We start from the raw sequence: 20,083 nt of genomic DNA, 5'->3' as shown, positions 1-20,083 counted from the left end.
GGTTCAATCCTAATCTATTTGCTAGTTTCATCTGAGGCTTGTGAAGAGATAAGCGTTCCTTCATCTTCGCCCATAATAACACGCTTAAGCGCGCCTGATTTATTCATGTTAAATACGCTTAATGGCATGTTGTGGTCGCGCGCCAGCGTAAATGCAGCTAAATCCATAACCTTAAGCTCTTTATCAATGATTTCATTGTAGCTTAAGTGGCGATATAGTGTAGCGTCTGGGTTTTTCACTGGATCATCAGAGTAAACACCATCCACTTTAGTCGCTTTGATTACAGTATCTGCTTCAATTTCAATACCACGTAAACACGCTGCTGAGTCAGTCGTGAAGAATGGGTTACCTGTACCCGCTGAGAAAATTACAACGCGGCCAGATTTTAATAGGCTGATAGCTTCTGCCCAGTTGTAAGCATCACACACACCGTTCAGTGGGATAGCAGACATTAAACGACAATTTACAAATGCACGGTGCAGTGCATCACGCATTGCTAAGCCATTCATTACAGTCGCAAGCATACCCATGTGGTCGCCAACTACGCGGTTCATACCCGCTTCTGCTAATGAACCACCACGCAAGAAGTTACCGCCACCGATAACTAAACCTACTTCTACGTCGAGCTCTACAAGTTCTTTAATTTCTTGAGCCATACGGTCAAGTACTTTTGGGTCGATGCCGAAGCCTTCGTCTCCCATTAATGCTTCACCGCTAAGTTTAAGAAGAACACGTCTAAAAATAGGTTTACGATTGATAGTCATAATATTTGGGCCAGCCTTAGTAATGAGATAAAAAATAACCGCGCTATGGTTACACATAAAACGCGGTTATTTTAAAGAATTTTCATCAGTGACGCAAAAGCTAATAGCAGATTAATTTCATCTTATTGCCCTACGTCACTAAGTTAGAAAATTACTCGCCTTTTGCAGCAGCGATTTGAGCAGCTACTTCAGCAGCGAAGTCTTCTTCTTTACGCTCGATACCTTCACCAACTTCTAAACGGATGAAGTTAGAAACAGTTGCGCCTTTCTCTTTAAGAATTTCGCCAACTGATTTTTTAGGTTCCATGATGAAAGCTTGACCAGTAAGAGAGATCTCACCAGTGAATTTCTTCATACGACCGATAACCATTTTCTCAGCGATTTCAGCAGGCTTGCCTTCGTTCATCGCGATATCGATTTGAACTGCTTTTTCTTTTTCAACAACGTCAGCTGGTACGTCTTCTGGGTTTACGAACTCAGGCTTAGACGCAGCTACGTGCATAGCAACTTGCTTAAGTGTTTCTTCGTCAGCTTCACCAACTACAACAACACCGATACGGTCGCCGTGGCGGTAAGAAGAAAGCTTGTCACCGTCGATGTACTCAACGCGACGAACGTTGATGTTTTCACCGATTTTAGCAACTAGAGCAACACGAGTTTCTTCGAATTGTGCTTTAAGTGCTTCGATGTCTGCTTTAGATTCTGCAGCAGCGTCAAGAACTTGGTTAGCGAAACCAAGGAAGTTAGCGTCTTTAGCAACGAAGTCAGTTTGACAGTTAACTTCAAGAAGTGCAGCGAAACCGTTACCTTCTTTGATTAAGATTGTACCTTCAGCAGCGATGTTACCTGCTTTTTTAGCAGCCTTTGCAGCACCGCTCTTACGCATGTTTTCGATCGCTAACTCGATGTCACCGTTAGTTTCAGTTAACGCTTTTTTACAATCCATCATGCCAGCGCCAGTACGCTCGCGTAATTCTTTAACTAGGGCAGCAGTTACAGCCATTAGAATATCCTCAATTGAATTCTGTTATAGGGAAGCGGTATAGGCCGCTTAACAAGAATAACAAGTCTTCATCTTAATTAGATGAAGACTTGATGACAGCTAATTACTCAGCTTCTACGAAGTCGTCTTTCTCAGCTTGAGCAACGATGTTGTTCTCACGACCTTCAGTGATCGCAGCTGATACAGCGCCAGTGTAAAGTTGGATAGCACGGATCGCATCGTCGTTACCAGGTACGATGTAATCAACACCGTCTGGGTTAGAGTTAGTATCAACGATAGCAACAACTGGGATACCTAGGTTGTTAGCTTCACGGATAGCGATGTGCTCGTGGTCTGCATCGATAACGAAAAGCGCGTCTGGAAGACCGCCCATGTCTTTGATACCACCAAGGCTCTTTTCAAGCTTTTCCATTTCACGAGTAAGCATTAACGCTTCTTTCTTAGTTAATTTCTCGAAAGTACCGTCTTGGCTTTGCGCTTCAAGGTCTTTAAGACGCTTGATTGATTGACGAACTGTTTTCCAGTTAGTCAACATACCACCTAACCAACGGTGGTTTACGTAGAACTGCTCGCTTTGGATCGCTGCTTCTTTAACTGCTTCGCTTGCTGCGCGCTTAGTACCAACGAAAAGTACTTTACCTTTGTTAGAAGCTGCGTTCGATAAGAACTTAAGTGCTTCGTTGAACATTGGTACAGTTTGCTCTAGGTTGATGATATGAACACGGTTACGAGCGCCGAAGATGAAAGGCTTCATCTTAGGGTTCCAGTAACGTGCCTGGTGACCAAAGTGAACACCAGCTTGAAGCATATCGCGCATTGAAACGTTTGCCATTTGTATAATCCTCTATAATTTAGGGTTAGGCCTCCACATATCCCATAGCACCAACACCGCAGTTAATTTGTAACTTAAGTGCACCCAAGTGTATGTGACGATACGTGTGTGTGTTAAAATAAAATTGTGTTTGCCTTAAATACAAAAAATCAGTTAAGAATTTATTTGTAAAAAGACGGCGCGCTTTATACCATATTAAAATTGAAAACTCAACGTCTAGTGCAAAATTTGTGCACTAAAAACTGACCTGAAAAACAACTTTGGAGCCTCAATGAGTGCTGTGATCAAGACCCCTGAAGAAATCGAAAAAATGCGTGTTGCCGGGCGCTTAGCCGCCGAGGTACTAGAAATGATAGAACCGCATGTGGTGCCAGGTGTAACCACAGATGAACTAAATACAATTTGTCATGATTATATTGTTAATGTTCAAGATGCTATTCCAGCACCGCTTAATTATCACGGTTTCCCAAAATCAATTTGCACCTCAGTGAACCATGTAATTTGTCACGGTATTCCAAATGACAAACCACTTAAAGAAGGCGATAGCGTAAATATCGACGTGACTGTGATCAAAGATGGCTATCACGGTGATACATCTAAGATGTTCCACGTTGGTACGCCTAACATTCAAGGCAAGCGTCTTGCTGATATCACACAAGAAAGCCTATACCTTGCAATTAAAATGGTTAAACCAGGCGTACGCTTAGGTGATATTGGTGCTGCAATCCAAAAATACGCAGAAAGCTTTAGCTATTCTATCGTTCGTGAATATTGTGGTCACGGCATTGGTGCTGAGTTCCACGAAGAACCTCAAGTAATGCACTATGGTAAAGCAGGTACTGGCGAAGTATTAAAAGCAGGTATGTGCTTAACAATCGAGCCTATGGTTAATGCTGGTAAACGCCAATGTAAGCTACTTAAAGACAACTGGACTGTCGTAACAAAGGACCGTTCATTGTCTGCGCAGTGGGAACATACACTGTTAGTGACTGAAAATGGTGTTGAAATTTTAACGCTCCGATCAGATGATACTATTGACAGGATCATCGAACACTAGGAGCCAGCCCCAGTGGCATTACCCAATAAAGTAAAAAAGTTGCTCAGCCAAGCTGAGCAACTTAGCGATTATCGCGATTGTTCTAGTTATTTTTATAAATGGCTACAGAACGAATTCTCAAAACAACCCGTTAGCAACTTAATTAATGCCCGCGCTGAGTTTATCGACCGCTTATTAATTAAACTGTTTCACGATTACGACCTTGCTCACGAAAGTGATCTTGCCCTGATTGCTGTGGGTGGTTATGGTCGTGGCGAACTACACCCCTATTCCGATATCGACTTTATGTTGCTAGTAAGCGAGCAGCCAAGCGAAGCCGTGTGCGAAAAAATTGGTCAGTTCGTTACCATGCTTTGGGATCTTAATTTAGAAATTGGTCACAGCGTTCGCACTATAGAACAAGCATTAGAACAAAAACGCGAAGATGTGACATTTGCCACCAGCTTACTCGAAAGCCGATTAATTTTCGGTAACCATATCGAATTCGAAAAATTAAAAAATCATTTAATAGATACGCCTATTTGGCGCTCAGACGAATTCTTTTTGGCAAAAGTACAAGAACAAAGTTTACGCCATAAAAAATGCCATGGTACGGCTTATAACCTTGAGCCGAATATCAAAGAAAACCCAGGTGGCCTGCGCGACTTACAGACCATTATTTGGGTTGCTAAAAAGCACTTTAGAGCCGAAACATTACAAGAACTTATAAATCACGGCTATCTTACTCACGAAGAATACCAAGAGCTGTCTGAATGTTTAGAAAACCTCTGGAACATTCGTTTTGCGCTGCACATCGCTGCGGGTCGCTCTGAAAACCGCTTATTGTTCGATCATCAACCTCATGCCGCAGAAATTCTCGGCTTTGGTAGTGACGGTAAAGCCTCGGTCGAGCGCATGATGAAACGCTTATTTAGGATCATGAGCCGCGTACGTGAGCTTAACCAAATGCTGCTTTCATACTTTGAGCAAAGCATTTTACCGGGTGCTGGTGAGTTACCTGTGATTGAGCTTGACCGTAACTTTGAGCGTATTGGTCATCAAATTCGTGTTAAGAATCCGTCGGTGTTCTTCCGCCGTGATCAGCTATTTGTGTTGTTCGAGCATATTGCTGATAACCCAGAGATCACCCATATTTACCCAAGTACCATACGTACAATGCGCCAAGTTCGCCGTCGTTTATTGGGTGATTTACAAGATTACGCCGCCTGTCGCGAAGCATTTTTGCGTTTAATCAAACACCCTAACGGTATGGGCCGCGCATTTACGCTGATGCACAAGCACGGCATTATTGCTGCCTACTTACCACAGTGGCGTAATATTTTTGGCCAAATGCAGTTCGATTTATTCCATGCCTACACTGTGGATGAACATACCCATAAACTCATCAACAATATTTATAAGTACTTTGATAAATCAAAAGTCAGCGAATTTCCGTTATGTAGTGAAATTGTCACTCGTATGGATAAGCCTGAGTTACTTTATTTAGCCGGTATTTTCCACGATATTGCTAAAGGCCGTGGTGGCGATCACTCTGAGCTTGGTTCAGTTGATGCAATTGCGTTTGCTAAGCTACACCGCTTCCCAGCCTCAGATGGCAAGCTTATTTCGTGGTTAGTGGCTAATCACTTACTTATGTCGGTTACAGCGCAGCGTAAAGATATTAATGACCCAGATGTAATTAAAGACTTTGCAAGTAAGGTGAAAAATGAGCGCCAGCTTGACTACTTATACTGCTTAACCTTGGCCGATATTCGCGCAACTAACGATAACCTGTGGAACGATTGGAAAAATACCCTACTACGTGAGCTGTATTTACACACCCAGCGCGCGCTTCGTTTAGGGCTTGAAAATCCAATGGACCAACGTGATCAAATACGTGATAAAAAACAGCAAGCCAAACAGCGCTTACTGAACCACGGTTGTAACGAAGATCAAATCGACTTAATTTGGAGTCGCTTTAAAGCCAATTATTTTACTGCTTTTAGCGAGCAACAGATTTCGTGGCACACAGAGCACTTACTAAGCTGTGACGATTTAAGCCAGCCTAGCGTTGCCGTGTCTAACACCGCAATGCATGGTGGTACACAAGTATTTGCTTATAGCCCTTACTCGGGCAGTTTATTCTCACGTTTAGTTAGTGTGATTGGTTCGAAAAAAGCACAGATTCAACATGCGCAGGTACTGACCACAAAAGATGGCTACGTGCTATTTAGCTTTGTTATTTTAGAGGTCAATGGTGACCCGATTGCGAGTAACCGTTCGCAAGGCATTAAACGTGCTTTAGATCTTGCAATTAGCGACCCGAAAAAGAAAATTCGCCTTAAAAAGAATCGCTCTCAGCGCTTCAAAGACTTTAATATCAAACCAAAAATTGTGCTTAGACCGCATGCCCGTAAAGACCGCAGCTTAATTGAAATTCAAGCGGTGGATATTCCGGGTCTATTAACAAAAATTGCGGAAGTATTTCAAGCGCACTTATTACATATTCATGCCGCACGGATCACCACAGTTGGTGAGCGTGCAGAAGATTTCTTCGTGGTATCAAATAACGAATACCAAGCATTAACAGACGAAGAGCAGGCTAAAATTCATCAAGCATTGCGTAAAAAACTCAACGCAGAAACCGAATAAGAGGATCTTATGTCAGATTTAAAAACCATGATCGAAAACGCCTGGGACAACCGCGATAGCATCAGCCCAAGCACGGTATCAAGTGAAGTAAAACAAGCTATTATCGACGCGCTTGAATTACTTGATAGCGGCGCTGCACGTGTTGCTGAAAAAATCAGTGGTGAGTGGGTTGTACATCAATGGTTAAAAAAAGCGGTGCTACTGTCTTTCCGTATTCGTGATAACCAACCAATGAGCGATGGTGTTAATCAGTTTTACGACAAAGTACCACTTAAATTTAGCGACTATACACCAGAGCAATTCCAACAAGGCGGCATGCGTGTTGTGCCTAATGCTGTGGCACGTAAAGGCAGCTTCGTAGGTAAAAACGTGGTGCTTATGCCATCTTATGTCAACATTGGCGCCTACGTTGATGAAGGTACCATGGTTGATACATGGGCAACGGTTGGCTCATGTGCACAAATTGGTAAAAACGTTCACTTATCTGGCGGTGTAGGCATTGGTGGTGTGCTTGAGCCACTACAAGCTAACCCAACTATTATTGAAGACAACTGCTTCATTGGCGCACGTTCTGAAATTGTTGAAGGTGTTGTAGTTGAAGAAGGCGCCGTTATCTCGATGGGTGTTTACATCAGCCAAAGCACACGTATCTATGACCGTGAAACTGGCGAAATCCATTACGGCCGAGTACCAGCTGGTGCGGTTGTTGTTCCTGGTTCTTTACCGTCAAAAGATGGTTCGCACAGCCTATATGCTGCCATCATCGTGAAAAAAGTGGATCAGCAAACTCGCGAAAAAGTAGGTATTAATGCCCTACTTCGCTCGATTGATGAATAATAAAGCGGAGCTTTAAGCCGTCAGCTGTCAGCCGTCAGCTTAAGTTTGAGATAAGAAGCGCGATGCTAACTAGTTTCGCGCTTTTTTATTATCTGTAATGCAATGATTTTTAGCTAGTTTGTTGAGATATACTCACAAATATGTTTTAGTATAAAAAACAAACAAAAATAATAGTAAAAATGTTTAAGTCTTTTCGGAGTTTTACCCACACGGAGTTATTTTATTACACAGGGTTATTCTATCTTGTGGCAATCTTGCTGTTTGTATCACGTAGTTACCTATACGAATTTTTTGTAACTGATATGAATTCACATCGCATAGAAGTTAAAGAACTTGAAGTTGCTTTAACATCGCACGTTAATAAAGATTATGTTTTTGAAGCATTGCAAACAACCTTAGATGGCCTTGCAACCCCAGATCGAGTTGCAGTTACAATCCAATGTTATACGGTTTTCTGTGATGTTAGTTTTACGAACCCATTTATCACCATTAACGACCACAATCACTACAGTGCAGAAGTAAAACGTGTGTTTGAGCAAAATGTGGCTTCCCTTAGCCGAAAAGATACTACTCCCTAGTTTCAGGCGCTATTACTTAATGCTTTTAACTTAAAGCTCCTCAGCTAAATTGTTACATCTTATTTCAAATACACACTTTATCGCTTAATTACGGCTATTCAGCGTTACTTCTGAAACACATTTCATTTACCTCACTGGCACTTTTTTTACATCGCACTACAATGCACACAAACTGATTTTGGAACACACACAATGAATCTGACACGTAGTTCGCTGAAAAACCCTGCGAGTGTTATTGTCATCTTGGTGTTGATTATGTTGTTTGGCATGTTGAGCATTTTTAAGCTGCCAATTCAGCTCACACCAGATATTGAGCAACCGCAGATCACTATTTTCTCTGGCTGGCGCCAAGCTGCACCTGAAGAGATTGAATCGGTGATCATTGAGCCGCTCGAGAACGCAGTAAAAAACACCCCGGGTGCCTTAGAGGTTAATACTTACATTAACCGTGGTAATGGCTCTATCACGTTGACTTTTGCTGTTGGGCAAAACATGCAACAGGCTATGCTTGATGTGTTAACTAGCCTTAACCAAGCGCCGCCCCTGCCGTTAGATGCATTTGATCCTGTTGTATTTGCTGGCGGTAATAATGGGGAAGCCGCAGCAACGTTACTGGTCACCCCGAAAGATTTTAATAGCGACAGCCTTGATTTAGACATGGCGCAGTTCCAAAAACAAATCGATGAATTTGTTGAGCCCCGTTTGGCACGTATTCCTGGTGTTGCCCGCGTTGATTTAGCCAGTGAGCGACCAAAAGAATTACGTATCACCTTTGACCCTCACAAAGCCGCCGCACTTGGCGTCAGCCTTGACCAAATCAGTAACGTATTAGCCAGCTCACGCGATACCTCTGGTGGCCTTGCCAATGTTGGCCGTCGTCAATATACCGTACGCTTTACTGGGCAATATGATTTATCGAGCATGGCACAAATGCGCGTTGGTTATTCAGGCGATAGACCCATTTACCTTGGCGATATCGCAAGTGTAGAGCGCACTTTTTCTGACCGTTTAGGGATGAGTGGTCGAAATGGTAAACCCGCGTATTACATTCGTATTTCGCGCGCTAACGAAGCCAATACCGTTGCCCTACTCGACGAAATTAACCTTGCCATTAAAGAGCTAAACGAAGGGCCGCTGGCTGAGAATGGCTTATCGATTGAATTAAGTTTTGATGCCTCTGTGCATATTCGTAATGCTTTGTCGTTGGTAAAAAGTAACTTAGGCCTAGGTGTTCTGCTGTCGTGTTTAATCTTGTGGCTGTTCTTTAGAGGCTTAAAGGCCACGTTTGTGATTGCAGCGACAATTCCTGTCTCTTTGTTAGTCGCGTTTTTAACGTTGAATATTTTTGATCGCAGTTTAAATGTTATTTCACTGGCAGGCCTTGCCTTTGCTGTTGGCTTAGTACTTGATGCCGCCATCATAGTGCAAGAAAACATCGCAAGGCTCAGAAGCGAAGGCTTTGATACTAAAAAAGCCGCGCTAAAAGGCGCAGCTCAAGTAACAGGCGCTTTATTTGCCTCAACCACCACCAGCGTTGCTATCTTCTTGCCAATTTTATTTATGGCAGGTATTGAGGGGCAGTTATTCTCGGACTTGGCGCTTACCTTATCCATTGCAGTTATTGCCTCTATGATTTGCGCAATTACACTTATTCCGTTAGCTAACCACTTTTGGCCAGACAAAGAGCTAAAAGCGGATCCTTATAGTAAATATTGGCATAAGCTAACTAACTTCATCATGGCGCTTACCAATACCCGCGTTAAACAAATAGTATGGATAGTGTCGTTATTGGGTGGCTCACTCGTCGCGACCATGACCATGCTCCCGAAAACTGATTTTATGCCGCGCGCACCAACCGATGGCTTTTTCTTTAACTTAAATACCCCGCCTGGCGGCAATGTGCAGTTTATGGAAGAAGAGCTGCTGATGCGTATTAAAAAGCGTTTAATGCCTTATTACACAGGTGAAAAAGAGCCGGGAATTAAAGATTTTAACTTTTATGCTTTTGGTTCGAACGCTGGCGGTTTTATTTATTCTGCCGATCCGCAACGTGTTGAAGAACTAATGAAGGTAGCCCGAGAAGAGATCTTCATTGATTTGCCCGACACCCAAGTATTTTTCTTTAGAGGGTCGATGATCCAAGTTGCTAATGGCGGTGATGGTCGCAATATCAATATCGATTTAACGGGTCCGAATATGGACGAGCTAATAGCCGGTGCTAATGTGGCGCTGCAAGCTGTTACTGAAGCAATGCCGAATGCCACCGCAAGGCCACAACCACGACTCGATATGGCAGAGCCAGAACTTAGGCTCACACCCAATGACCGCCGTATAACCCAAGCAGGGCTAACTCGTCGTGATGTATCTCAAGCAGTGCAAGCCTATACAGGTGGGTTATTTGTTAATGAATACTTTGATGGCAACGAACGCATGAACGTGATTTTGCGCGGTATACCGTGGCAAACTCCAGAGGAGCTTAAAGCACTGCCTATTGTGACCCCGCAATCAGGTATTCAAACCTTAGGTGAGCTTGCCAATATTGAGCGCACCGTAGGCCCAACACAGCTTAGACGTGTTAATGGCCGCCGTACCGTGAGTATTGTTGTCACGCCACCAGCAGACATGAGCTTGCAACAAGCGCAAACTATTCTCTCTGAGCAAGTTATGCCAAAAGTTCGTGCAAGCTTGCCTGACAGCTCTGGCGCGATTTTGGCGGGTAACGCACAAAAGATGAATTCGGCCATGCAAGAAATGACAATCAACTTTATCTTGGCTCTGTTTATTTTATTCTTGCTAATGACCGCATTGTTTAAGTCAGCCAAAGACAGCGCGTTAGTTTTACTGGTTATGCCACTGGCAATTGCAGGCGGTGTACTGGCTTTATTTGTACTTAACTTATTTACCTTTCAATCGCTCGACTTACTGACCATGATTGGCTTTATTATCTTGCTGGGTCTGGTGGTAAATAATGCCATTTTATTGGTTGATCAAACCCGTGTCGCGATGGCCGCAGGGCTCAGCCGAGAAGACGCTGTTCGCCAAGCAGTGCTACTGCGCGCAAGACCCGTTTACTTAAGTACCTTAACCAGCTTATTTGGCATGCTGCCACTGATGCTAATGCCGGGGGTCGGATCAGAAATTTACCGTGGCCTTGCCACTGTGATTGTCGGCGGCATGGCTATTAGCGCCCTATTCACCCTGATATTAATGCCAAGTTTATTGCAACTTGGCAGACAACTGCCGCCTGTTAATAACAAACAGCAACCAGAAAAAATGCCTTTAAGCTTGGTATCGAATCAATGAGTATTAAAACAATGAACACACCTTTTCGTAAATTAACCGCTCGCTTTTGTGCGCTATTCAGTCTTATCGCATTTAACGCCTTTGCAGTCGTGCCGGTTACGGTAGAAACCGTCACACAAGCTCCACTGACAAGCGAAATTGAAGTAAGCGGCACTTTGTATGGCAAAGACGATGTAACCCTAACAGCAGGCGTTAGCGGGCGTTTATTATATGTTGTTGAGCCAGGTACTCTGGTGAAAAGTGGCGACACCCTAGTTCGTATGGACACCTTACCGCTTGAACTTGAAAAAGCACGCCAGCAAGAAATGCTCAACCGCGCCAAAATAAACCTACGCTTATATCAACAAGAGCTCGCTCGTTTACAAAAACTCGCCAAAGCCAGTAGTGCTGCAGCAAGCCAAGTCGATGATATGCAAAATAAGCATGACCTTGCGTTATCTGATATCGCACTGGCTAAGGTTGAATTAAAAGTGATAGACGATCAACTTTCGCGTGCAACCGTGCGCGCCCCATTTGATGGCGTGATCAGCGAGCGTTTTAAACGCGCTGGTCGCGAAATAAATCGCGCAGATGAACTGGTCACTCTGCTCGATATTAATAACTTAGAAGTGCGTTTGTATGTACCTGTTAAATACTTAAAGTTTTTACACAAAGGCATAGAGTTACCAATTCAAGCCGGCGACTTATCAGCCCCTGATATGACAACAGCCACCATAACAGCGGTGATCCCATCAACCGATCCGCGTTCACAAACCGTAGAAGTACGTGCCCTACTAGCAAATGATGCCGAGCAAACATGGGCAATTGGCCAACTGGTTGATGTAGCCGTGCCACTAAAAAGCAAAGGAGATGTACTACTGGTGAATCGCGATGCGCTGATTTTACGCAAAAAAGGCACCCATATCGTCAAAATCGACAACGACAACAAAGCCCTGCAAATTCCCGTAAAAGTAGGTAATGGCAAAGATAAACTTGTTGAAGTCACTCCGACTTCTAACATCGCTTTAAATGCGGGCGATAAAGTGGCAGTACGCGGCGCCGAGCAACTACAAACCGGGCAAGAAGTCGAAGTTCAGGTAAAGCAATAACTGTTAGGCTTGAGATGACTGCCAGCTATCAAATATTTTAAGAGCTGGCAGTTCTAATAAAGGGTAGTAATGATTATTAAGAGTTGCGCTTGCTTTTGACTTTCTAGGAAGCAAAAAGCAAGACAAGACCCCTTTATTTTTTTGGTAAATGTTATGACCGGGTAAGAGATAACGTATAGTGGAAATTTGGCCTGACTAAAAAATCGTTCGATAAAAGCGTGGGAAAAACCGTCATAACCCTGCCAAATTTTATGATAAATAATTTGGTAAACGTTATGACGATAATTTTGTAAACAACACTTTAGATTTAATGGAATTGAATTATAAGAGGCGACCTATTTAGTTGACCCTTTATCACTTTTCTTTTTCTCAAACCTAATAAAGGTAAAATTAAACAATAAGATTAATCCAATAAATATAACTAATTTAACAAGAATATGATTTTCATCAAACAAGTATAGAACTATCAACGTTGATATAAATACACTTATATAAATATATTTACTAGAATATATTTTATAAATTTTTTTAAAGTATTCTCGGATCATAAACTTAATTCCTCTAAAGCACCATTTTTAATTTAACAACTTTCTCTTTTTATCCTCGTCCCAGTACAACTGACCTTATCCTTAAATGGCACTCGGTCTGTAGTTTCGTCGGGCGATTCATTTCTCTCCTGATTGTTTATATCGCCGTGAATAGAGTGATAAATAGTTTCACCACCTGAGTTGATAACTTTATATGAGTTCCCCACCTCTTTGTAGCCAGAATCGTTATCAAAAGTTGACGTAATTTCGAGTTCTGTTATTACTTCAATTGTATCACCCTCAGAAAGAGCAAACTCAACTTCAGTAAGATAGGAGTCGACAGCCAGTCCAGTAGGCGCTAAGTATGGATGAATGCGAGCTGCAATGACTCCGGCTGCGGTAGCCGTAAGATTGTTAACATGCCCAGCATTTGTATTTATTCTCTCGGCCTCCTTTCGCGTTAGCGGACCTACTTTATAGGAAAACGAAATACGCTGCCCAGTTTGACCGTTAGGATCAACCATATTAGCCGGATCATTACCTACATACGCATACATATTCATTCCATCTTTATATCCAATGGGATCAGTCTGCATAAAACGCCCTAATTCAGGTTGATAAACCCGTGCTTTGTAGTGATAAAGCTTAGTACCTGGGATTAAGATTTGCCCAGTATAACGGAAACGCGATGAGCTGGTATTAATTGGCTCTCCAAATGGGCCATATTTATGCGTAGCGACAATTGAACCAGAGCCATTCGTTTCACTAATAAGTTGCCACATAAGACTTACCAAGGGCAAAAAGCAAAACATGGTCCTTCATTTTCTCCTTTTGGTTAGAACTGACCCTATTGGTTACTTGGAGGCAGGGACATAACTTTAATCTTTGTTCCTTGGTTTATCTGCATCTGGGTTAAAGTACAGATATAAAACAAATATAAAATACATAGAAAGTACAACCCCGCAACAGGTGATCAGAAGTCGATAAAATATTTCTAAGGGTTCTCCCACAACTTCGGATGTGAGCATCCGGTACAGCACAAGTAATAAAATTATACTTGAAGAGATTAAGCTATATTTTATTGCTCTTATAAAAATATTTTTACTTTTCATATACTACTTTTTATTTGGTTTCATTGCTTCATCAACAGTTTTTCTTACGATATCCTTTGTTATTTGTGTCGCAATATCGGTAGCTTGGTTGTCTAATACTCCAAACGAACCTTCTGCTGCTTCAGCGACTTTGCCAATAGCATTACCAACTGCTTTCTAGGTCCAGTTACATACATCAGCCCAATTACCAAAGTATCTCTAATAGATGGTGTATTACTATTTGATGATTCATTGACTGCATCCCCTATTGCTCCAGCGGCACCGCTACCTGCTGGCAGAACGGCACAAATCAGATCCTATTTGCTTTGAGAAGTATTTCAAAGAAATCCTATTAATTCCTTGGTTTATCTGCATCTGGGTTAAAGTACAGGTAAACAATTAGTAAGATGTAAACGCAAGCATAAACAAAAGGCCAAGCAAAAATATACCTTATGGCTATTTCAAAATTTGTACCGACTCTTTCCCCTATAGCGAGTCTAATAGTTACAAATATCATAATAAGTACCGTGGCCCATAATGCATGTTTAACTGGGCGTCTAAAAAAATTTTTTTCTTTAAGCATTAATCAATTTCCTATACGACAAGTTAGAGTTGCTTCTTTTTATTTAACTTAGAGTCAACTATCTTCGACGCAGGATTACCGACTAAATCCGACGTTACATCAACAGGCCACTTTATTCCAACCCCTTCGATTACAAATTTTATGTCATCAATCGAACTTAATGCAGAGCTTAGTATATCCATAGCTCATCTATGCATTCATAGTCTTGTGCAATTTGAAAAACTTTGCCTACACTAGGAACTTGAGAAAATCCCTCAACTCTAATCTAAAACATATCTATTCCACTGATAGGAGCAGGTCTTGTTTTTTTACTTATTAAAGTAAAAAAGATAGGGCAGCCCACTTCATATACGCTTAGTTAAACAAACTAAATAAATTTAGCTGATGTAAGATCAAATTGTGACAATGTACTTTTTCCTTTTTTATATTCAAGAATATTGCCCTTTGATATAGAAAGCTTGCCTAGATAACTATTAAACAAGAGTTCTCTTGGTAGAGTCTTAACAATAATTAGTTGATCTGCTAATTTGCAATCCAAATAAACAAATTGAGTTAATTTAAATTCATGCATTGAGAGTGTAGCAATGACTTTAGATTCTATTGATTTCTTGGCCGATACTTTTTCAGATTGAACCCATTCATTCTCATAATTGTTAGCTTCGAACCGTTGCAGTATATCCAAGCTTTGTTCAAGAGGAATTGGCATTGCAGATATAGCAGCCGACAAAGCTTTTTCTAATATCCTTATGTAATGCTGTTGAAACTGAGAATCCTTTAAATGGCTTATTTTCTCTAACGGGTAATGAACTACAACTTCGAGGAAAGGCACAACTTTCATTGGCTGCACCCTTATCTCTGTACTGCCATCTGTCACATAAACATTTATTCGTGAGTATTTAGAGGTAAACTTGAGTTTACCGATTTCCCTTTCCCAAAAATTACACAAGCAACGAGACTTAAAAAGAAACACCTTTTTATCTTCTTCCGAATAATTACCGTCAAGGTAAAGTTCTATTTGACTTAACTTTGGCATAAATCTATTGCCTCTTAGTTTTAGACTTTTTTAGAAGCCGAAAGGTAGCTCCACCCTCCATTTGCTCTAACCAGTAGAGTAATTTTATTTTTCGAGGGTGGCGATTATATTAATGATTGCTAACTCACCACTTATGAATTCAGAAAGACACCAAACAGATGTATTACCCTCTATTGCAATTGGCTGCAAATCGTCCTGTAAGCTACTCTTAAACAAAGAAAGACTTCTTTCAGATGTTTTTATTTTTTTAATACTTAATTGATTTAACCAACCCTTCGTTGCTTCTTGAATATTGTCACCCCTAGACTGAGATATGAAAGTACCGCCATTCCAATCCATTAAAAACGTATACAACTTTGTACCTGACATTTATCTATAACCTTTAATTTTTTCAATCTATTGGGTTAGATTTTGCTTATGACTTTTTACTCAATAGGCACAAGACCTAAGCCTTCAAAATTAAACAATTCATTATTTTTACCAGCTACAGGATACAAGAAAGTTAAACCTTACAATTTGTATCACCAAACTTAATTAAGTTGTTTAGTTGATGTTTTGATGGTTGGTATGGTGAGCACAAAACTTTAATGAATTGTGATTTATCTTCCTCATCCATATCAATCCAACTTCTAGTTTCTCGTATCCAGTTCTTTATACACTCATAGCCATGCCAATCTTCATTTAGTTTAATTAATGACGACCAACCAATCGCTTCATCGTGCTCGTCGTTTTCCAACAGAGTATGAACAATATCCGCAAGAATCCTTGATGATAAATCTGCAATAATCCCACTATATGGAATGGCGGAATCAAAGTGCGACTCTTTGAACTTTGCCTCAACAATGGCTCTGTGAAGGGCCATCAACTCTGATGCTTTTGTAATATTCATATTTCCCAACCTAAAGTTTTAAGAGGGTCAAGTCTTGTTTTTTGCCTTATGAAAGAAAAAACAAGATCAGGGGCCTTCGACTTCCTTACTATCCAGAGTACCTAACTTAATTCCGATGACAGTACCAACAATCGCAAAGGCTATACTCAAAGGCACTTCTACAAACCATAAAGGTGGGATAAATAACGTTTGTAATAGTATCGATACAATTACTGTTCCCACTATAAAGCTCAGTAAATATACACTTAGGGCATAATTCCAAGCTTTTACAACATTGCGCTTAGCCATAACGGTATAAATTGCTGCGCTCAATAAATAAGAGGGTAATAACTGGTATGTAAAATATTTGCCGAATGAGAGTGAAGCTAAATTATCACTACCAATTATTAGAGTGATAAAAGTACTTAATACGGTATTCAAAGCCAGCATGGCTAAAGTGTATTTTACTATCCTTAAACTTTTCAATTTGTCTCCATGTGTCATGTCACAATCATGATTTAAAAATGGCTGATAATGGCTTCTGCAGAGCAAGTATTCAGAAAACCACTTATAATCGCAGCCTCCTTTCACAAGGCCAACAGCTCTCACAGCAAACAGCCAAACCCTTTTAATGAAATTTCTTGAGTATTCGCGCCACTTTGGTTTTTATGTTGAATGATCAAACGTGAATCTTGGCTAGTAAAGGTAAAGGTTCCGAGCCAAGGAAGCTGAGCAATTGGTTGCATGTGGTAAAAACCATTGGCATCAAAGCATATAAATGAGAACTCATGATGTACCGGTGCAAATACGCCATAATCAGCGGTAAATACAGCAATGTTGTCTTGCAGCATAAAATGTTTCGCTTGCGTGCCCGCTACTAAATACCAAAAGCATATTGCTGTCATTATCACCACTTGTAAGCCGCCGAGTAAAAATACTGAAAATTTAACAATACGAGTCGATTTACTAGCTTCCATATAAAGGCGCTTTGCTTTGAGTAATAACCAAAGCCCAATGGCAACCATAGTTAGCTTTACAATCATCAGTGCTACGCCTATTTGATACATCAGCTTAGGGCTATGCCATTGAATGCCAAATGTTTGCGGGATAAACAAGCTATCAATTAAGGGCAGCAAAATGAGTAGGAATGGCAGAATAAGCGCTTTGTTTTTCATTATTTACTTTTCTAGTGTTCTCGCATAGATAAGAGCCTAATGTTAATTCTTGGGCTCTAAAAAAGCAAAAAGGCGCAACCTGAGGTTACGCCTTTTATCGTTCTGGGCAGAACTTAAAATTTACAGTGCAGCGAATACATCGTCTGTTTTAGCAGCACAGATAAAATCATTTTTGTGTAACCCTTTGATAGAGTGGCTCCACCAAGTAACGGTTACTTTGCCCCACTCGGTTAACAGGCCTGGGTGGTGACCTTCTTCTTCAGCCATATCGCCCACTTTATTAGTGAACTCAAGTGCTTGCTTGAAGTTTTTAAACTTGTAAACACGCTCTAATTGCATAATGCCGTCGCGCACTTCAGGAACCCAGTCTGGGATCATTTTGATCAATTCTGCTAATTCAGCATCAGATACTTTAGGCGCATCCGCACGACACGCTTCACACTTTTGTGTGCTTAATGAAGACATTATAAATCCTTAACTTGCTAATTTTTCTTTAGGAGGAAACTTTGGCTCATGTAGCCCTAATTCTTTTGCTTTACTCACCAGCGACATGATATCCATTTGTGAAATATCAAATAAGTCATTGATTGAGTTAATGGTGTAGTACACAGGCTGCATAATATCAATACGATAAGGTGTACGTAATACATCAAGCACGTTCATCGCATTGATTTCTGGCTTATCTGAGTACACGTATTGTGTTTCGCCTGGGCTTGATAAAATACCACCACCATAAATTCGCAGACCTTGTTCGGTTTGCATTAAACCAAACTCAACAGTAAACCAGTAAAGGCGTGCTAAATAAACACGATCTTTCTTTTCAGCGGCATAACCTAACTGACCATATTTGTGTGTAAACTCAGCAAATGCTGGGTTGGTAAGCATCGCACAATGACCAAAAATCTCGTGGAAGATATCTGGCTCTTGTAAGTAGTCAAACTCTTCTCGGCTGCGAATAAAAGTCGCTACTGGGAACTGCTTGTTTGCTAGTAATCGAAAGAACTCATCAAAATCGATCAGTGCCGGAACAGGCGCAACTTGCCAGCCCGTTGTTTCGAGTAGCACTTCGTTGAGTTCACTAAGTTGTGGAATACGATCTGTTGGTAAATTAATTTTCTTAAGGCCTGCTAAATATTCATCACAGGCTTTACCTTCTATGCAAGCGAGTTGGCGAGCAACTAGCTCAGACCATATTTTATTTTCTTCTTCGCTCCAATGGATAACCCCATTTTCATCAGGTTGCTTGGAGGTGTAATTACTTGCTTTAGCCATAATAACCTTCTTCGTTAAATCTTGATCAGCATTGATCAGAATCTCATTAACTTGTTAAGCCGATACTATGTAAAAGTAAGCGAAATTTTAATAGTTAAGGCTGTTTCTAAGGTTTGCAGAAACAGCCCTAACGTAAACATAAAATTACACTAAAAGATCAAAAAGTTTACAGACCACGTTTTTAAAGGGTTAAAACCAGCCTTTGTCGTAAACTTAAAATTACAACCTAACCAACGAATGTAAATGCAGCTTTAAGATCGTTAATAATATCGTTAACATCCTCAAGACCAACTGATAATCGAATTAAGCCATCACTGATCCCTGCAGCTGCTCTTTCTTCGGGTGTATAAGGCGAATGTGTCATCGATGCAGGATGTTGAATGAGGGTTTCTGCATCCCCTAAACTGACAGCAAGCGTGCAAAGCTGGGTGTTATTTATAAATGTTTCGCCATCTTTAAGGCTGCCTTTTATTTCAAAGGCAATAACACCACCAGCGGCTTTCATCTGTGAGCCAATAAATTGATGACCCGGATGTGATTTAAGCCCAGGGTAATAAACTTGGCTTACTAACGGGTGTTGCTCTAAATATTCAGCAACTACTTGTGCACTTGCACAGTGGCGCTCCATGCGTACAGCAAGGGTTTTTAAACCGCGATTAATTAACCATGCATCATGAGGACTAATCGTTGCACCAATATCTTTTAGCACCGTCATTTTGACTAGGTTGATATGCTCCTCTGTGCCGCATACAAGCCCAGCCACCACATCACCATGGCCATTTAGGTATTTAGTTGCGCTGTGTACCACAATATCAATACCAAACGAGGTAGGTTGCTGGAGCAGAGGCGTTAAGAAGGTATTGTCGATAACGCTTATCAGTTGATGCTGTTTGGCAACATCGGCAATCAAACTTAGATCAAGCACCGCCATGGTCGGATTAATTGGCGTTTCTGCAAAAATCATTTTTGAATTGGCTTTAACCGCGCCGCGAAGTTCAGCCTCGTTGGTCATATCAACAAAAGTAACTTCGATACCAAAGCGCGGCAACATGTGAGCAAAAAATGCAAAAGTACAACCGTATAACGCGCTTGATGCCACTAGGTGGTCACCTTGTTGTAAAAAGCTAAGCACAGACGCAGACACAGCCCCCATACCGGTCGCTGTGGCAGCCGCTGCTTCACAGTTTTCTAACTGAGCCACTTTTTGTTCTAGCTCTTGGGTTGTCGGATTACCCAAACGGGTATAAATAAAGCCCTGCTCTTCACCGGCAAATCGGGCTGCACCTTGGGCTGCATTAGCAAAAGAGAAGGTAGAGGTTTGGTAAAGTGGCGCACTCAGTGCGCCATGTGGATCATTTGGTTTTTCTGGACCGTGAATACATTGTGTATGTAAGTGATGCTTAGTCATTGTGTGTTCTCGTTTTTATTATCAGTACTTCAT

The 20,083-nt window shown here is 41.3% G+C and carries 19 protein-coding genes; 6 read left to right on the top strand and 13 right to left on the bottom strand.

The genetic code is table 11. The annotated features are described in order from the left end of the window. Positions 1–14: 14 nt before the first annotated feature. From pyrH to rpsB, 3 genes are all read right to left on the bottom strand, one after another. Positions 15–764 (bottom strand): UMP kinase, encoded by a 750-nt coding sequence (pyrH, locus tag PASHI_RS20725; protein ID WP_054553317.1) that lies wholly within the window; start codon positions 762–764, stop codon positions 15–17. 151 nt (positions 765–915) lie between these two features. Then, complete coding sequence (tsf, locus tag PASHI_RS20720) at positions 916–1,767, bottom strand: translation elongation factor Ts (protein ID WP_062566883.1); 852 nt, start codon at positions 1,765–1,767, stop codon at positions 916–918. A 103-nt stretch (positions 1,768–1,870) separates the two neighbouring features. Then, positions 1,871–2,599, bottom strand: a complete 729-nt coding sequence (rpsB, locus tag PASHI_RS20715) for a 30S ribosomal protein S2 (RefSeq protein WP_054562046.1) — start codon at positions 2,597–2,599, stop codon at positions 1,871–1,873. Positions 2,600–2,846: 247 nt separating this feature from the next. Between rpsB and map the strand changes: the two genes are divergently transcribed. The 6 genes from map to PASHI_RS20685 all read left to right on the top strand — a co-directional run bounded on the left by map (position 2,847) and on the right by PASHI_RS20685 (position 12,093). Next, complete coding sequence (gene map, locus PASHI_RS20710) at positions 2,847–3,656, top strand: type I methionyl aminopeptidase (protein ID WP_258536709.1); 810 nt, start codon at positions 2,847–2,849, stop codon at positions 3,654–3,656. Positions 3,657–3,668: 12 nt separating this feature from the next. Beyond that, positions 3,669–6,287, top strand: coding sequence for a [protein-PII] uridylyltransferase (gene glnD / locus PASHI_RS20705; protein WP_062566881.1), 2,619 nt, complete (start codon positions 3,669–3,671; stop codon positions 6,285–6,287). A 9-nt stretch (positions 6,288–6,296) separates the two neighbouring features. Continuing rightward, positions 6,297–7,124, top strand: a complete 828-nt coding sequence (dapD, locus tag PASHI_RS20700; RefSeq protein ID WP_054553126.1) for a 2,3,4,5-tetrahydropyridine-2,6-dicarboxylate N-succinyltransferase — start codon at positions 6,297–6,299, stop codon at positions 7,122–7,124. Between the two features lie 179 nt (positions 7,125–7,303). Then, the gene (locus tag PASHI_RS20695; RefSeq protein ID WP_156426510.1) at positions 7,304–7,702 is read left to right on the top strand and encodes a hypothetical protein; all 399 of its coding nucleotides are present in this window, start codon (positions 7,304–7,306) and stop codon (positions 7,700–7,702) included. A gap of 192 nt (positions 7,703–7,894) precedes the next feature. Then, positions 7,895–11,005, top strand: coding sequence for an efflux RND transporter permease subunit (locus PASHI_RS20690; protein WP_062566879.1), 3,111 nt, complete (start codon positions 7,895–7,897; stop codon positions 11,003–11,005). Positions 11,006–11,016: 11 nt separating this feature from the next. Continuing rightward, positions 11,017–12,093 (top strand): efflux RND transporter periplasmic adaptor subunit, encoded by a 1,077-nt coding sequence (locus PASHI_RS20685; protein ID WP_062566979.1) that lies wholly within the window; start codon positions 11,017–11,019, stop codon positions 12,091–12,093. 580 nt (positions 12,094–12,673) lie between these two features. Here PASHI_RS20685 and PASHI_RS20675 read toward each other — a convergent pair. The 10 genes from PASHI_RS20675 to megL all read right to left on the bottom strand — a co-directional run bounded on the left by PASHI_RS20675 (position 12,674) and on the right by megL (position 20,050). Next, positions 12,674–13,402: an RHS repeat-associated core domain-containing protein gene (locus PASHI_RS20675; RefSeq protein ID WP_208855501.1), complete on the bottom strand. Its 729-nt coding sequence runs from the start codon at positions 13,400–13,402 to the stop codon at positions 12,674–12,676. A 915-nt stretch (positions 13,403–14,317) separates the two neighbouring features. Next, a complete protein-coding gene (locus PASHI_RS22025) occupies positions 14,318–14,476 on the bottom strand; it encodes a hypothetical protein (RefSeq protein WP_156426509.1) in 159 nt (52 codons plus the stop codon). Between the two features lie 185 nt (positions 14,477–14,661). Then, the gene (locus tag PASHI_RS20665) at positions 14,662–15,327 is read right to left on the bottom strand and encodes a hypothetical protein (protein WP_062566875.1); all 666 of its coding nucleotides are present in this window, start codon (positions 15,325–15,327) and stop codon (positions 14,662–14,664) included. 84 nt (positions 15,328–15,411) lie between these two features. Beyond that, positions 15,412–15,696: a hypothetical protein gene (locus tag PASHI_RS20660; protein WP_062566874.1), complete on the bottom strand. Its 285-nt coding sequence runs from the start codon at positions 15,694–15,696 to the stop codon at positions 15,412–15,414. 133 nt (positions 15,697–15,829) lie between these two features. Then, entirely contained in the window at positions 15,830–16,216 is a 387-nt protein-coding gene (locus PASHI_RS20655; protein ID WP_062566873.1) for a hypothetical protein, read from the bottom strand. A 66-nt stretch (positions 16,217–16,282) separates the two neighbouring features. Beyond that, complete coding sequence (locus PASHI_RS20650; RefSeq protein WP_156426508.1) at positions 16,283–16,699, bottom strand: hypothetical protein; 417 nt, start codon at positions 16,697–16,699, stop codon at positions 16,283–16,285. 101 nt (positions 16,700–16,800) lie between these two features. Next, positions 16,801–17,370 (bottom strand): hypothetical protein, encoded by a 570-nt coding sequence (locus PASHI_RS20645; RefSeq protein WP_062566871.1) that lies wholly within the window; start codon positions 17,368–17,370, stop codon positions 16,801–16,803. A 120-nt stretch (positions 17,371–17,490) separates the two neighbouring features. Continuing rightward, positions 17,491–17,835, bottom strand: a complete 345-nt coding sequence (locus PASHI_RS20640) for a 4a-hydroxytetrahydrobiopterin dehydratase (RefSeq protein ID WP_036969771.1) — start codon at positions 17,833–17,835, stop codon at positions 17,491–17,493. Between the two features lie 9 nt (positions 17,836–17,844). After that, positions 17,845–18,642 carry a phenylalanine 4-monooxygenase gene (phhA, locus tag PASHI_RS20635; protein ID WP_054553132.1) on the bottom strand — a complete coding sequence of 266 codons (798 nt, stop codon included), beginning with the start codon at positions 18,640–18,642 and terminating at the stop codon, positions 17,845–17,847. A gap of 226 nt (positions 18,643–18,868) precedes the next feature. Further along, the gene (gene megL / locus PASHI_RS20630) at positions 18,869–20,050 is read right to left on the bottom strand and encodes a methionine gamma-lyase (RefSeq protein WP_062566870.1); all 1,182 of its coding nucleotides are present in this window, start codon (positions 20,048–20,050) and stop codon (positions 18,869–18,871) included. Between the last annotated feature and the right edge of the window lie 33 nt (positions 20,051–20,083).

Source organism: Pseudoalteromonas shioyasakiensis (assembly GCF_001550135.1).
Classification (GTDB): domain Bacteria; phylum Pseudomonadota; class Gammaproteobacteria; order Enterobacterales; family Alteromonadaceae; genus Pseudoalteromonas; species Pseudoalteromonas shioyasakiensis.
This window is presented reverse-complemented; position numbering and strand designations above follow the sequence as displayed.